Annotated in this window: 13 protein-coding genes and 1 pseudogene; 5 read left to right on the top strand and 9 right to left on the bottom strand. The window is 71.8% G+C overall.

Annotated elements, in window-relative coordinates:
- Positions 1-77: 77 nt before the first annotated feature.
- Positions 78-3,209 (bottom strand): phosphocholine-specific phospholipase C, encoded by a 3,132-nt coding sequence (locus AB0Q96_RS17085; RefSeq protein WP_365326132.1) that lies wholly within the window; start codon positions 3,207-3,209, stop codon positions 78-80.
- Positions 3,210-3,536: 327 nt separating this feature from the next.
- On the opposite strand from AB0Q96_RS17085, the gene AB0Q96_RS17080 reads away from it, so the two are divergent.
- Positions 3,537-3,704, top strand: coding sequence for a hypothetical protein (locus tag AB0Q96_RS17080; protein WP_365326130.1), 168 nt, complete (start codon positions 3,537-3,539; stop codon positions 3,702-3,704).
- 290 nt (positions 3,705-3,994) lie between these two features.
- On the opposite strand, the gene AB0Q96_RS17075 is transcribed toward AB0Q96_RS17080, so the two are convergent.
- Positions 3,995-4,390: a cupin domain-containing protein gene (locus tag AB0Q96_RS17075; protein ID WP_365326128.1), complete on the bottom strand. Its 396-nt coding sequence runs from the start codon at positions 4,388-4,390 to the stop codon at positions 3,995-3,997.
- A 52-nt stretch (positions 4,391-4,442) separates the two neighbouring features.
- Between AB0Q96_RS17075 and AB0Q96_RS17070 the strand changes: the two genes are divergently transcribed.
- Positions 4,443-5,435, top strand: a complete 993-nt coding sequence (locus AB0Q96_RS17070) for a helix-turn-helix domain-containing protein (RefSeq protein ID WP_365326126.1) — start codon at positions 4,443-4,445, stop codon at positions 5,433-5,435.
- A 288-nt stretch (positions 5,436-5,723) separates the two neighbouring features.
- Here the strand turns inward: AB0Q96_RS17070 and AB0Q96_RS17065 are convergent, their stop codons facing one another.
- Together AB0Q96_RS17065 and AB0Q96_RS17060 are read right to left on the bottom strand one after the other, a co-directional pair.
- The gene (locus AB0Q96_RS17065) at positions 5,724-6,191 is read right to left on the bottom strand and encodes an NADAR family protein (protein WP_365326124.1); all 468 of its coding nucleotides are present in this window, start codon (positions 6,189-6,191) and stop codon (positions 5,724-5,726) included.
- Positions 6,192-6,485: 294 nt separating this feature from the next.
- Positions 6,486-7,169 carry a phosphotransferase gene (locus AB0Q96_RS17060; RefSeq protein ID WP_365326123.1) on the bottom strand — a complete coding sequence of 228 codons (684 nt, stop codon included), beginning with the start codon at positions 7,167-7,169 and terminating at the stop codon, positions 6,486-6,488.
- Positions 7,170-7,888: 719 nt separating this feature from the next.
- Between AB0Q96_RS17060 and AB0Q96_RS17055 the strand changes: the two genes are divergently transcribed.
- The 3 genes from AB0Q96_RS17055 (at position 7,889) to AB0Q96_RS17045 (ending at position 9,367) form a co-directional block, all read left to right on the top strand.
- Positions 7,889-8,356, top strand: coding sequence for a DUF2809 domain-containing protein (locus tag AB0Q96_RS17055; RefSeq protein WP_365326121.1), 468 nt, complete (start codon positions 7,889-7,891; stop codon positions 8,354-8,356).
- Between the two features lie 85 nt (positions 8,357-8,441).
- Entirely contained in the window at positions 8,442-8,732 is a 291-nt protein-coding gene (locus AB0Q96_RS17050; RefSeq protein WP_365326119.1) for a hypothetical protein, read from the top strand.
- 167 nt (positions 8,733-8,899) lie between these two features.
- On the top strand, positions 8,900-9,367 hold the full coding sequence (locus tag AB0Q96_RS17045; RefSeq protein ID WP_365326117.1) for an NUDIX domain-containing protein: 468 nt from the start codon (positions 8,900-8,902) through the stop codon (positions 9,365-9,367).
- 421 nt (positions 9,368-9,788) lie between these two features.
- Here AB0Q96_RS17045 and secD read toward each other — a convergent pair whose 3' ends face one another.
- From secD to AB0Q96_RS17020, 5 genes and pseudogenes are all read right to left on the bottom strand, one after another.
- The gene (secD, locus tag AB0Q96_RS17040; protein WP_365326115.1) at positions 9,789-12,122 is read right to left on the bottom strand and encodes a protein translocase subunit SecD; all 2,334 of its coding nucleotides are present in this window, start codon (positions 12,120-12,122) and stop codon (positions 9,789-9,791) included.
- Positions 12,123-12,221: 99 nt separating this feature from the next.
- Entirely contained in the window at positions 12,222-12,599 is a 378-nt protein-coding gene (locus AB0Q96_RS17035; RefSeq protein ID WP_365326702.1) for a hypothetical protein, read from the bottom strand.
- Between the two features lie 792 nt (positions 12,600-13,391).
- Positions 13,392-13,532, bottom strand: a pseudogene (locus tag AB0Q96_RS17030) (alpha/beta hydrolase); the annotation flags it as partial.
- Complete coding sequence (locus AB0Q96_RS17025; RefSeq protein ID WP_365326113.1) at positions 13,465-13,698, bottom strand: alpha/beta hydrolase; 234 nt, start codon at positions 13,696-13,698, stop codon at positions 13,465-13,467. The pseudogene AB0Q96_RS17030 and the gene AB0Q96_RS17025, both read right to left, overlap by 68 nt.
- Positions 13,699-13,830: 132 nt before the next feature.
- Complete coding sequence (locus tag AB0Q96_RS17020) at positions 13,831-14,595, bottom strand: class I SAM-dependent methyltransferase (protein ID WP_365326112.1); 765 nt, start codon at positions 14,593-14,595, stop codon at positions 13,831-13,833.
- Between the last annotated feature and the right edge of the window lie 120 nt (positions 14,596-14,715).

Genomic DNA, 14,715 nt, shown 5'->3' with positions numbered 1-14,715 from the left:
CCCAAGGACCGGGCCGACACCGGCTACCGAGGAACCCGGGCGGTGACCGGGGTCGCCGATCGCCGCCCGTACTCACGTCAGCTCACGCGGATGTGATCCACCGCCCAGTACCAGTTGTTCCCGGCGTCGTACATCCGGAACCGGAGGGTCACCGTCCGAGCCCCCGCCGGGACGACGAGGTCCTTGCCGACCGCCGTGTTCTCGGCGTCCGGCGAGCCCGGGCCGTACCGCAGCACGATCTGCTCCTCGCCCGTGTCGAAGACCGCGCGGACCTCGGCCTTCTGATCGGCCTCCTGCCGGTAGTGGGAGTCGAAGTCCACCCGGAGGGTCGTGCGTCCGGCCGGGATCGGGACCGAGGGCGAGACCAGGGTCGAGTCGAAGCGGCCCTTGCTCGCGGGCGCGCCCGTGTCGTCCCAGTCGTCGGGGTCGGCGACCGCGATGATGCCGAGTCCCCGGGTGAAGTTCGGCCGGTTCTGGGCCCCGGCCGACCACGCGCGCCGGGTGTGGAAGGTCCAGCCCTGGAACATCGGCGTGCCCTTGGGCATCGCGGCCGCGTTGACGACCGACCAGCCTTCCGGCGCCGTCGCCGTCCAGCCGAGCACCTGGCCGCGCGGGACCAGCTTCCCGGCGAGCGACTGGAAGTCCTCCGCGAGCAGGTGCCCGCTCATGGAGGGGGCGATCCGGGCCTGGATCTCGCCGTCCGCGAGGCGCAGACCGTCCGCCGCGCGGCCGCGGGCGACCGCGAGCAGCCGGGCGGAGCCGTACGCGGGGGCGTCGGCCGACGCGGTGACGTCCCAGCTCGCGACGTACGAGGAACCGGAGGGCAGGGTCCGCGGCGGGGTGTCCGCGACCGGCTTCGCCGTCCACCCGGACGGCACCGTGAGGGCGACGGTCACGTCGTGGAGCTCGACGGGCCCGCGGTTGGTCACGGTGGCGCTGAACCGGGACGTGGTCCCGCCCGCGACGACCGGCTCGTCACCGGCGGCCGTGGTGAGCTCGGCGACGAGGGCGTCGGCGAGACCCATCGCCGGGTCGGTGACGGCACGGGTGCGGCCCCCGCCACGGCCCGGGTGCCGGTCCCGGTGCCCGTTCTCGTGCCGGTCGGCGAAACGGCCGGCGAAGCGGCGCAGGAACCGCGGGTCGTCGGCTGCGCTCACGGCGACGTCGTACCAGCGCTCGGCCGGCACCCGCAGCTTCACCCCGCGCTCGTCGCGCGCGCCGACCCGGACCTCACGGACGCCGCCGCCGTACGCCAAATCGCCGACGAGGACGGTACGGGAGCGCCGGCCGCGGTTCTCGATCTCGATCTCCACGTACGCGCGGTCGCCGTCGGACTCCTCCTTCAGCCGGGCCTCCAGAGCGTCGTCGGCGTCTCCGCGCAGGGCCCACAGGGAGCCGTTGGGGCCGTGGACCCGCAGGTCGTAGCTGCCGTCCTGGAGCGCGCGGGCGCCGGAGAGCCGCTCGCCCGCACCGACGGTGTAGAAGTCGGGGGTGCTGCCGGGCTCCGCGTACACCTGGAAGACGGCCGCCTGGCGGCCCTTGTTGCGGAGATCGAGTTCGACCTTGCCGTCGCGGACCCGGGAGCGCAGCGACAGGGCGTACGGCACGGGCCGGGCGGGCCGGGTGCCGCGCGCCTGCCGGGGGAAGAACTGCGGCGAGGGGACGGCGATCGACGGCTTCCCGACGGCCGCGTCGGCCTTCGCCACGTTGCCGCTGGTGTCGGGCAGTTCGGGCCAGACGATGTTCTCGCCGGAGAAGTCGAAGACGGACGTCAGGTCGCCGGAGACGGAGCGGCGCCAGGCGCTGATGTTGGGCTCGCGCACCCCGAAGCGGCGCTCGAGGAAACGGATCACGGAGGTGTGGTCGAGGACGGTGGAGTCGACGACGCCGCCTCGGGTCCACGGGGACACGACGAGCATCGGCACCCGCAGGCCGAGACCCATGGCGTGCGGTCCGGAGACCAGGGTCTCCCCGGCCGGCAGGGTGTCCGACCAGGCGAGGGAGCCGTCGGCGGCACGGACCCGGTAGCGGCCGTCCTGGGAGACGACGCGCATCGCGACGGCACCGTCGGTGCGCTTGACCCGGACGACGACCTCGCCGTCCACGGACATGGTCGCCTTGCCCCGGTCGGCGGAGAGCGGCGGCACCGGCGGCATGCAGTGGTCGAAGAAGCCGCCGTGCTCGTCGTAGTTGAGGATGAAGACGGTCTTGGCCCACACCTCGGGGTGGTCCGCGAGCGCCTCGATCAGCCGCGCGGTGAGGTGCTCGCCGAACGGCGGGGGCCAGCTGGCGTGCTCGGAGAGTGCCTCCGGGGCGACGATCCAGGACACCTGCGGCAGGCGGTCGGCGGCGACGTCGGCGCGGAACGCCTCGACGAGCGCGTCGCCCATCTTGTGGCCGTCGTCCTGGTCGGCCGCGGCGCCGACCATCGCCATGCCCCGGTCATGGAGCGGCTCGCCGGGCTTGGCCTGCTGGAACGGCCGGAACCAGGCGAGGGCGTTGTCGTCGTAGTTGTCCCGGGCCTGGTACGTCTTCCAGCTGACGCCGGCGCTCTGGAGCCGCTCGGCGTACGTGGTCCAGGTGTAACCGCCCGGTATGTAGCTGTTGTTGTAGACGACGGTGTCGTTGACCGTGCCGCCACTCGTGCCGGTCATGAAGTGGTCGCGGTTGGTGTTCGTGTTGCACTGGACCGACGCGTGGTACTGGTCGCAGATCGTGAAGGTGCTGGCGAGGGCGTTGTAGAACGGCATGTCGGCAGGCTCGTAGAACCCGTGCCCGAGCCAGCCGCTGCTGCGCCCGGTCACGTAGCCGTCGGCCCGCCCGTCGTTCCACAGGGGGAAGGAGTCGACGAACCCGAAGGCGGGGGCGCCGTTGCGGTAGGCGTTGGTGTGGGCCGCGTTCATCGCGAAGGGGACGAGGTGGCCCTCGGTGCGCGAGGGGTCGGGCTGGTGGAAGACCGACTTGCCGTTGACGCCGCGCACGGCCACGCGGTCGCCGACGCCACGGACGCCGGGGAGGGTCCCGAAGTAGTGGTCGAAGGAACGGTTCTCCTGCATCAGGACGACGACATGCGCGATGTCTTCCAGCCGGCCGGGGCGGGCGGGCGCGGCGAGCGCCTCGCGCACGCTGAACGGCAGCGAGGCGAGCACGGCGGCACCGGCGGCGCCGCCGAGCAGCGTGCGGCGGGAGACGTCGGGGGAGGGAGGCATGACGGGGGACTCCTTGGATCTTTCGCGTGCGGACCTCTGTGGTCCAGACCCGTTATGTTTAGGAGATACCGGAGGCATGCATTCAGGTTGTCGGTGAACAGAAGACGAACACCAGCGCGGAATCGGCAGATTCCGTCCGGATCCGGCCCCGGGTCGCGCACGTTCACGCACCCCCACCGCATCTGCTCGCTAGCTACGGGCGCCCGGCCGGGCGCCGGGCGCCTCGGGATCGGCAGGTGTCGTAGACGCATGGGACCCGGTCGGAGATGAGGGCGGGGCGGTGCCGGACCGTCTTCTAAGACGCTGGAGGGCAAGCCGGCCTTCGGCATGCTGATCGCCGCCGACAACAGGCGCTCCGACGAACGCGAGGAGCGGCTGACCCAGGCCACCGCCAGCATTCCGTCGGCGAACTTCTGGTTCCTGCTCGCCACCCTGACCGTCACCGTCATCGGCCTCGGCATCTGCCTGCCGCGCAGAACAACCGCGGCCAGGTGATCACCCTGGTGGTCATCACCGCGCTGCTGACCACCACGGTGTGCATCATCCGCGGCGTCGACCGGCCGTTCGGCGGCATCATCAACGTCGAACCCACCGCGATCAGCGAAGCCGAACGACAGGCGGAACGCGACTTCACCGCCAACCACCCGGCCGCCGAACTCCCCTGCGACGCCCAAGGAAACCGCCGCACCGTCGAGAGCCCGCATGGCCGGCCGGTCCGCGCCAGGCAGCGCCGCCTCGCCGCCGATGTGCCGACGCCCGACGCCCGACGAGCGGGCCCTGGGGGCTCAGGAGTCGAGCGAGTGTCCGGTCGTCGCGTCCACGTGGTCCGGGACCTCGTCATGGCGATCGCCCACGCTCAGTGTCCCGCTGGGCTCGAACATGAGGATGGCGGCGCCGGACGGAGCGTACGGCTTGTGTTCGATGCCCCGGGGGACGGTGAAGACGGCCCCCTGCGGGAGCAGGACCGTACGCTCGCCCTCGGGCTCGCGCAAGGAGATGTGCAGTTCGCCTTCGATGACGAGGAAGAACTCGTCGGTGTCGTCATGGGCGTGCCAGACGTGTTCGCCCGCGACCTTGGCGATCCGGACGTCGTAGTCGTTGACGCGCGTGACGATGCGGGGGCTCCACAAGGCATCGAAGGAGGCCAGAGCCTTGCCGAGGAGAATGGGTTCGTTGCTCATGGGCCCATCCTGAGCCGTTCCGCACCACCGGCGTGAGTGCTAGGAATCGCATATGGCGCAAGAATCCTCGCAAACAGTTCACCCGGCGGGCGTACACCGGGTCGTCGTGATCGTCGACGAGAACTCGAACCCCTTCGAGCTCGGCTGCGCGACCGAGGTCTTCGGTCTGCGCAGACCGGAGATCGGTCGCGACCTCTACGACTTCAGGCTGTGCTCGCCCGAGCCCCGCACCCTGATGCGAGACGGGTTCTTCACGCTCACCGGGGTCGCCGGGCTGGAAGCGGCCGACGCGGCGGACACCTTGATCGTCCCCAACCGCCCCAACACCGAGACGCCCCACCGTCCCGCCGTGCTCGACGCCGTCAGACGGGCGCACGCACGCGGTGCCCGCCTCGTCGGCTTCTGCAGCGGCGCCTTCACGCTGGCAGAGGCCGGAGTCCTCGACGGCCGCCGGGCCACCGCACACTGGCAGTGGGCGGATTCCTTCCGCGCCCGCTTCCCCTCGGTCCACCTCGCATCCGACGTGCTGTTCGTGGACGACGGCGACATCCTCACCGCGGCGGGGAGCGCGGCCGCACTCGATCTCGGTCTGCATGTGGTCCGCCGCGACCACGGTGCGGAGGTCGCCAATTCGGTGAGCCGGCGGCTCGTGTTCGCCGCACACCGGGACGGCGGCCAGCGGCAGTTCGTGGAGCGCCCCATGCCGGACCTGCCGGACCAGTCCCTGGCCCCCGTCCTGGCCTGGGCACAGGAACACTTGGACACCCCACTCACGGTCGCCGACCTCGCCGCACGCGCGGCGGTCAGCCCGGCAACACTGCATCGCCGCTTCCGCGAACAGCTGGGCACGACACCGCTGACATGGCTCACCGGAGAACGACTCGCCCTGGCATGCCGCTTGATCGAGCGAGGCGAGTACCGCTTCGAGACGGTCGCACGGCGCAGCGGCCTGGGCACCGCTGCCAACCTGCGCGCGCTGATGCGCCGCGAGACCGGCATCACCCCGTCGGCGTACAAGGCCCGATTCGGGCCGGAAGCGCCATGACAAGGAGACGCCCACCTCCCCTCCGGCACCGGGATGAACGCTCGCTTCAACCGGCGTATCAGCACGCCGGAGGGCGCCGCCGGATTCAAGGCGAGGCCGAGCAGCCACAGTTCAGGAAGGGAGTCGGACACCGCCCCATCCCGCCACCGTGTCCCTCGGGCTCGATCCCGGCCTTGCCCGGTGGGCGCGGGACACGGCTCGGTCGCACCCGCGGGAGGGTGCCCCGTCGAGCACACAGAGCCCTGTGGACGCGCCGCTGCCGTGGAATGCGGCAATTTCTATGGTGCGTTAGCCGAGCTGGCGATGGCTTCCCCGGGATTCGGCGCGGAGTTGCCTGCGGGTGCGCATGAGGATACGGCCCAGCATGTTCTTGCCGGTCCCGGTTCTGCCGCGGCCCCAGTAGTGGTCGGTGCCGGTGTTCTCGACGATCTCCTCGTCGGCGGTGGACAGCAGGATGCCGCGGATGTCCGCATGGGCCCGGAACTTGGCCGCCACGGCACGGCGCATCACGTCGTCCTTGACGCGCTCCCAGTCCCGCCGGAGCGGTCTGGACGGGTCACGGCCGAGCTCGGCGGCCCGCAGCGGCGTGCGGGCCCGACGGATGAGATCGGCATGGCGGGTGCCGATGAACTTCTGGGCCTGGAAGTAGTGCTCCGAGGTGGGCCAAACGTGCCCGTCGAGTTCCAGGTCGTGGGCGGAGAAGTTGGAGAAGCAGCCGTAGGGGACTTCGTCCGCGCCATAGAAGTAGATCGTCATCCGAGCCTCGTCGCAGTTGCGGGAGCCCGCACGGTCTCAGGCACCGGGCTGCACCCGCAACCGGTTTCGCTCGCTCCTCACGGGCTTCGGCTCATCCCACCGGTTCAGGTGCCGGTACGTGGCGGGGATCGGCGCCCCGTGCTGGTTCCACGGATCCCTCGCCCGGCCTGTTCGGACCGCGGTGGACGGACAGCTTGATCCGCCGGGCCTGATCCACCCACCGCCGACACAACCGACACACCGACCCACCCGACCCACCAGCCCCCCCCGCATCCGACATCCCCAGCTCGCCTCCTACCGGCGAACGCTCTCGTCGGCGTCGGCTCCTGCCGCCAGGATCAAGGCGACGGCCTCGTCGAGGGCGGCGATCTCGTCCTCAGTGAGGGTGGGATTGGCGGCCCGCCGGGCTCGGGCCTCAGACAGCAGCATGCCGTCGGTGCCGCCGAGCCGACGCACCAGAGTGGGGAGGACGGTCCGCGCGATCTCGGCGGCGGCCGGCATGGTGAGCGCCGCCTGCGCGAGGATCAGCGCGGCCATCGCGGTGTCCAGGCCGGGAGGGCCCTCCTGGGCGGTGGCCCAGTCGATCACCACGGGGCCGTCGGGGGTGAGGAAGATGTTCTCCGGGTGCAGGTCGAGGTGCACGATGCGGTGGGTGGGATCGGCTCCCGTCCGGGGCGGGACAGCGTGCAGGCGCACCAACAGATCGGCCAGCAACTCGCCCGCCTGCTCGCCGCTGAGCGTGCCCGCGACCAGCGCCTCACGCATCGTCGGCCCCGACAGCCGCTGCATCACCAACTCTGCGGCCACAGGGCCCGGCCACACCCTCGGCACCGGATATCCGTGCTGGGTCAGGTACGTCATCACGACCGCCTCACCGGTGGCGTCCTCACCGTCGCGGTAGCGCCGCACCACGCGGTCCTCGTCGAGGGCGAACACATCCGCCGTCCGCCCCGCCCCGATCAACTCACCGATCTCCATCCGGCAGAATCTACACCTGACACCGGCTGGATCTTCGTCGAGTTCTTCATCGCTCCCGCCACCGCGTCAAGGCCACCATCCCTAGCCTGAATCCGGCGCCCCGGATTCACCCGGCGCTGGACCCCCCGTCCCGACAGCCCCCGCATCTGACGGCCCATTGGCGGACGCTCAGGTCACATCCGGCTTGTTCGACGGCCGACTGCTGCGCCCGGCGCAGACCGCCGAACTGTTCACCGTACCGACGGGAATCGATCACAAGCCGCGGCCGCACGTGGGCGGTTCCCACTGCGACACGGGTCCTGGCGAGGGTACTGCCCGCTTCAGCGTGGGGTTGATGTCCGCGCCGCTGTCTGACGGGAAGCTGCTGTGGGGCACGACGGGATCGGATCCGGGGTGCTGCAGTGGCGTCTTCGCTTCCCGGGATCTCCGCTTGCGCGCGGTATACGCGGTGGGCACAGCCGGACCCGTCGACGGCGTCCCCGCCGTCGCCCGACGACTGGCCCTGACGGCATTCGGCAGCTGACCGGCTCGTGCGCGGCTCACGCCGGCGACGCAGGCGTTGTCGAAAGCCCCGTAGATGCCTGCACCCTGAAGCGCTGCTCCTGTGCAACGGCTCAGCCCCGCACATTCGACCGCGCCCGGGCCCGCTTCCGGCCGGCTCCTTCGCACCTTGCAGGGTCCCGGACGGGGCCCTCCCGGCCATCCGGCACCATGACCGGATGACCTCCGCACCAGCGAACCCCGACCGCGAGTCCCCGGACCCCGCCGCATCGGACCGTGCCGCCGCCCGCCAGGTCCGGACCCGCGCGGCAGCGGTGGCGGCAGCCGCGCTGACCGTCGGCGCGGGGCTGGGGCTCAGGGCGATGGCGGCGGGGGACATGGCGAAGTACGGCGGCGACGCGCTGTACACCGTCCTGCTTCTGACGCTCGTCGTCGCGGTCGCCCCGCGGCTGTCGCCCGCGCGTGCCGCCGCGATCGCGCTTGCCGTCAGCTGGGCGGTCGAGTTCCTTCAGCTCGGTCCCGTGCCCGCGGAGCTCTCCCGGCGCAGCACCCTCGCCCGTCTGGTGCTCGGCTCCACTTTCAACGCACCGGACCTCGCCTGGTACACCGTCGGCGCCGCTGCGGGCTGGCTCGTCCACGCCGCGCTGCGGCGGGCCCGGTACGGCACGGGCAGCGGGGCGGGATAGGCCGCTTGTTCCTGCCGATTTGCGGGCGCCTGCTGTCGACCTGTCGTGTCCCTGCTACAGCCGGCTGCCCGCTCGCTGCCCGCTCGTGCCCGGACTCGCCTGCCGCGGCTCCGCTGACGTGGTCCGCGTCGGACCTGCCGCCGGCTCCACACCTGCTGCACTCGCCGGCGCCGACCGCCGCGACGGCCCCCACACGCTGCCGGCCGTGCGCGGCGAGCGCCGCACCCGGCTGACCACGTACACAGTGGCCGGCATCGACGCACTCATCCGCCTGTCCCTCCAGCCGCTGTCTCTGCTGGTGTGGGCCGCGTACAACTGCGCCTTGCTGGCCCTCTACCGCCCCATGCCGGGCGAACACCCCAAGCCTTTGGGGTAACCCGCCCAGGGCCTGGTCGTGCTGGCCGCCACCCTGCTGGTGAGCTGACGGACGCCGTTCGGTGCGGCCGCGCGTCCGCGGCACGGGCCTTTCGCGGATACGGTGCGGGCGCTGGGACGGTACGCGGCCCTTGGACGTCGGGCAGGTACGGGTGGGGAGGCGCAAGGATGAGTTTTCGGTTGGCGGCGTATGCCGTGTGCATCGATGGCGGGCGGGTGTTGCTCGCCCGCCATGTACCGCAGACGGGGGAGAGCACCTGGACTCTTCCGGGCGGCCGGGTGGAGCACGGCGAAGATCCGTTCGATGCGGTGATCCGGGAAGTCGCCGAGGAGACGGGCTGCATGGCGGTGGTGGATCGTCTGCTCGGTGTGGACTCGCGGGTCATTCCCGCGGCCGAGGCGCGCGCGGGAACCGAGCATCACAACGTCGGTGTCTTCTACCGCGTCCGCATCACCGGCGGCCGCCTCCGGCCGGAGCCGAACGGCGAGGTCGCCGAGTCGGTCTGGACCAGGATCCCCGACATCGCCCGCTTGCGTCGGTCATCGCTGGTCGACATCGGCCTCTCCCTGGCCCAGGCCCTTCCGGCAACCGGCCACGTCGCCCCGGTCCCGGTAGGCGGTCTGATCCAGCACTAGGCATCGTCCGGTCCTCGCACCAGGCCGCCCCGGGAACGTCGCCGCCGTCCACCCGTCGCAGAGGGCGGCACCGGACGAGGGTACGCCGACATGTCGACGTACCCTCGACGGCCCCGCCGCGTCCACCGGAAACCCGGTCCGCTGGGCGTCAAAGCTCCGGGCCGGCCCGGAGCCTGGCCGAAGGTGGACGCCATCCTGCCGGTGCCGCCACCGGGCAGCCGGCGACGTGAACGAGGGGGACACCATGTAGCGGCTTCCGGGTGCCAGGACGCGGGTCACGATGGTGACGGGGGGTGCCGCTTCCCCGGCCCTCGTGCCGACCGGCACTCCATCGAGCCTGGCCGCGGTGGTCGGAGCTCCGTGGAGGCCCGATCGGCGTGTGACGGCGGCTGCCCTAGACCTCAGGACCGTACTCGTGGGGTCAGACGACCGCCCCCGTCCCCCTTTCCTTCTTCCTCCGCGCCTCCAACGAGCCGTACCTGCCGGAGACCTCCTCCTCGGCCCGGCGGCCCCGTGCCGAAGGGGGTTGCGGGTTGCGGCGCTCCAGGGCGATCGCGATCGGGACCGCGGTGAAGACGGTCGAGGCGGTGCCGACCAGGACGCCCGCGATCAGCGCCACGGAGAAGTCCGCCAGCGAGTCGCCTCCCAGGATCGCCAGTGCGGTCAGGATGAACAGGGCTCCCATGCCCGTGTTCACCGTGCGCGGCAGTGTCTGGACCACCGCGTGGTTGGCCGTCCTCTCCAGGTTGCCTCGCGGGTCTCGGCGACGCGCCTCGCGGACGCGGTCGAAGACGACCACCGTGTCGTTCACGGAGTAGCCGATGACCGTGAGCAGCGCCGCCAGGAAGACGCTGTCCACCGGCCTGCCCAGCCAGGCGAAAAGGCCCACCACGAGGAGGACGTCGTGGACCATCGCGGAGACCGCCGCCGCCGCGAGGGTCCAGCGGAACCGCACGCTGAGGTAGACCAGTTGGGCGGCCACCGCGATGCCCAGGGCCAGGAGTGCCTTCTGGCGCAGTTCGCTGCCGAGGCTCGGACCGATCTGCTCGTCCCGCTCCACCGTGACGGTTCCGCCGGGCTTCTCCAAGGCCGCCTTGACGCGCTGCTGTTCGTCGTCGGTGAGCTTCTCCGTGCGTACGGTGATGTCGCCGTCGCCGGACTCCTGCACCACCGCGCGCGGGAACCCCGCGTCGGACACGGCGTTGCGGGCCGTGTCCGCGTCGACGGACCTGCTGGTGCTGTACTCGACGAGGCGGCCGCCGGTGAACTCCACGCCGAAGTCCAGGCCGCGGACGAGGATTCCCGCGACGGCCACCGCCACCAGGAGTGCGCTCGCGCCGAGCCAGCGGCGCCGGTGGCGGACCAGGTCCGGCTTGCGGCGGGCCAGCCACGTGCGGACTCGGCCCGTCGAGGCGATGCCCGTCAGACCGGGGCGCTTGCGTACGAAGCTGCGGGCGACGGCGAAGTCCGCGAGCGCGCGGGTGATCACGAGCGCCGTGAGCATCGATGCCAGGACGCCGATCGACACGGTGACCCCGAAGCCCTTGACCGGGCCCGTGGCGAAGAAGAACAGCAGTCCCGCGGCGAGCAGCGTCGTCACGTTCGAGTCGATCACCGCGCTCCACGCCTTGGCGAAGCCCGTCCGCACCGGCTTTGCCAGGTCCTTGGAACGGACGCCCAGGTACTCCTCCCTGGCCCGTTCGAAGACCAGGACGTTCGCGTCCACCGCCATGCCGATCGCCAGGACGAACCCGGCGAGCCCCGGCAGCGTGAGCGTCGCGCCGAGCGCCACCAGAGCGGCGTACGAGATGAGGCCGTACAGCGCGAGGGCCAAGGCCGCGAGCGCACCGAGGAGCCGGTAGACGACGGTGATGAACAGCGCCGTCAGGACGATGCCGATGAGCGCGGCCTTGACGCTCGCCTCGATCGCGTCGGCGCCGAGCGTCGGGCCGACCGTGCGCTGCTCCACGACGTCGAGGGGCACCGGCAGCGCGCCGCCCTTCACGAGCGCCGCCAGGTCGCGCGCCTCGGCCTGGTCGAACTGGCCGCTGATCTGCGTGGAGCCGCCGGTGATACCAACCCCGCACGCCACGTCCGCATTGACACCGGGCGCCGAGATGATCTTGTTGTCGAGGGTGATGGCGACACGGCGGTCCGGAGCACCCTGAGGCGCGCAGGCCGCGTCCGAGGTGATCTTCGCCCAGGTGTCGCCCGCGCCCTTGCGGAAGTCGAGGGAGACCATCCATCCGTTGAGGAACTGTTGGTCCAGGACCGCCTCGGCATCCTTGACCCCTTCGCCGGTGAGGGCGGTGGGGCCCAGCTTCAGGTAGGTGCCCGGCTGGTCCGGGTCGGGAAGGGTGCGCGATCCGTCGGCCGCGGGCTTCGCGGAGCCCTTGTCGGCCGTCGCCCCGGTCACCGGGTGGACCGTGAGCTGTGCGGTACGGCCGATGACTTCCGCGGCCTTGCGGGGGTCCTGCACTTCGGGCAGTTCGACGATGATCCGCTTCTCGCCGGAGCGTGCGATCCCGGGTTCGGATACGCCGAGGGCGTCGACGCGCTGCCTGAGGACTTCCAGAGCACGGTCGGTGGACGCGGCGTCGGCCTTGACGGTGGGTGAGTCCCGGGTCTCCAGGACGAGCTGGGTGCCGCCTCGCAGATCGAGGCCGAGGCGGGCGGACTGGGTGAGGGCGATGTAGAGGGACAGGGCGACGGCCGCCAGCGCGACGATCGCCCTCCACAAGGGTGCGCGAGACATGCGTACTCCACGATGAGGGCAGGACAGGGGGACGCGTGACCAGCCCCGCGCGGTGTGCGCCGGGGCAGGACGGTCAGGCGTCGATGACGGTCTGCGTGCTCATCGATGGGGCGGGCCGCGCGGGGCGGCGGACTCGGCCGGCCCGCGCGGCGGTACGAGTACGGTGCCGGGGCCCGTGTCGGGCCCGCCCAAGGCGCGGCGCGGAGCCGTGTCTACGGCCGTACGCGCGGGGCCGGCAGGCTGCGGGCCCGGGATGTGGACGTCAGGCCGGTGCGTGACCGCGACCTGCTGCGCCGGGACGTCGTCCCGTCCTGCCTCATGCCCGGCGTACCCCGCCACCGCGTGGTGCGCGAGCGGCCTGTCGGCGGGCAGGGGCACGCCCTGCGCCCCGGCCACCGGGACGAACAGCGCGAGGACGGTGACGACGAGGGTCAGCGCGGACGCGGCCAGGCGCGCGGAACGGCTCTGCTGCGACACGCGTCCCCCCGCCCCTTCGGTGCTCGCCGGGTGCGCACGGCGTGGCCCCGCCCTGCTCAACGTACGGGGCAGCCCAGTCCGTTCCGTGTTCCTCGGATGTTCTTCGGAAGCAGGCCCGCGACCTTGCCGAGCTTGTCGCTCTCGCACGCGACAAGGGTGAGCGCCAGGCACAGTGCGTCGGCGCGTTCGAAGTCGTCGAAGCCGGCGACGGCGCCGGGCGGGCCACCGGACGTGGGCAGGGAGCGATCGCGCGGACGGCCCCGACCGTGTTGCGGATGTCGGAGCGGAACAGCGCGGTGGGCGTAATCGGAGCACGATTCTCAGGGAGCGGCCTTCTGGCCGGTGAGGAACACCCGGACCACGGGCAAGGTGAGATCCGTTCGCAGGAACGTCTCGAAATGGCCGCAGCCGGGCAGTTCCGCGAGGGCAGTGCTGCGCATCCGGTCGGCGGTCTGCAGGATCGCGGCAAGTCGAGGGTCCCGGTGCTCCGGCGAGCAGGAGCACCGGGACGGCTGAGGAAGCGAGCGCGTCCATGACGCTGTCGCGGCGGTCCAAGGCGAGGGTCAACGTGGCCAGCGCTTGCGGGTCGGCGGCCTGGATGACGGTGCGCATCCAGGCGGGCAGCGGTCCCTGGCGTTCCAGCGTCTCGACGAACGGAGCGGTGCCCTGGGCCCGGAACACGGCGGCTTCCTCCTCCGCCTCAGCCGCCTCGGCGGCCACCGGACCGGCGCGGGCGTCGCCCACGACGAGCGAGGTCAGTCGCTCGGGCTGCCGGGTGAGGAGGTGCAGGCCGATGCTGCCGCCCATCGAGGCACCCCACACGGCGGCCCGGCCGATGGCGAGTGCGTCGAGCAAGGCGAGGACGTCATCGACCTGACGGCTGATCGCGTAGCTGTCGGCGTCGTGGGAGCGCTTCGCTGTCGCCGTGCCCACGGGCGTCGATCATGACGAGGCGAAAGCCGCCGGCGAGGGCGTCGACGTGGCCGGCGGAGTACGAGGTGGTGCGGTCGCCGAAGAAGCCGTGCAGCACTACCAGCGGATCTCCGCGACCGACAGCCTCGAACTCGATGGTCAGACCGCCTCTGCTGGTGATCCGCATGCTCCGAGCCTGGAGGACGGCGGCCTGCGCATGCAATGTGTTTGCCGGGCGCGGTGTCCGTAGCAGCGGAGGCCACCTCCTCGACGAGGCCACCTGCACTGCCCGACGCGCTGTTCTGGCGCGGCGGGGGCGTTATCGGGCGGCGGCGCGGAAGACGTACGCCGTCATGGGGGCGGTGACCGGCCCCGGGCCGAGCCGGGCGGTCATTTCCTCGATGACGGTGGCCCGGGCGGCGGGTCCGTCGCTGTATTCCTCAACGGCCGCGCGTACGGGTGTCCCGGTGAGGTATCCGGTGGCGAGGTCGGCGGTCGACGCGGCCCGGCCCTGAAGCGTCAGCTCCTGCTCGTCTTCGACCGCGAGCCCGGCGGCCGCCAGATCAGCGGCCACGATCCCGGGGTCGGCGTAGCCGTGGGGGACCGTCTGGAAGAACCGCGGCGGGTCGAGCGGGAAGGCCCGTTCCAGCCCGGCCTGCAGCGCGGCCTCGAAGGCGTGCGTCCCGAGCGGGCCCCAGGTGTTGAACAGGAATCGGCCGGCCGGGGCCAGCACCCGGCGGACCTCGGTGAAGGCCTTGACACGATCGGGAAAGAACATCACCCCGAACTGGCACACCACGAGGTCGAAACCTCCGGCCGGGAACGGGAGCTGCTGCGCGTCGGCCTGCCGCCACACCGCCCCTGGGGCCCGCGCAGACCCGAAAGTGACCATGGCCTCGTTGAGGTCAGTGGCCGTCACCTCCGCCGAGGGTTGCGCTGCGAGCAGGCCCGCTGTCAACACGCCAGTCCCTGCGGCGAGTTCGAGAATGCGCCGAGGTCGCAGTGCCGTCGCTCGGGCGGTCAGGTCCTCTGCGAAGGGCCGGAAGACCACCGGCACGAGGTACTGCTCATAGGCCGCCGGCATGGATGCGGACCACCACCGGTCGGCATTGACCCCTGTCACCCTCGTGACGGTAGCGCACCGCGACCGAGGCGGACCTGTGGCGGCGCGGCCACCGTCTTCTTCGCGGGGCCAACTTCAAAA

This window comes from Streptomyces sp. NPDC093111, assembly GCF_040683955.1.
Taxonomy (GTDB): Bacteria; Actinomycetota; Actinomycetes; order Streptomycetales; family Streptomycetaceae; genus Streptomyces.
This window is presented reverse-complemented; position numbering and strand designations above follow the sequence as displayed.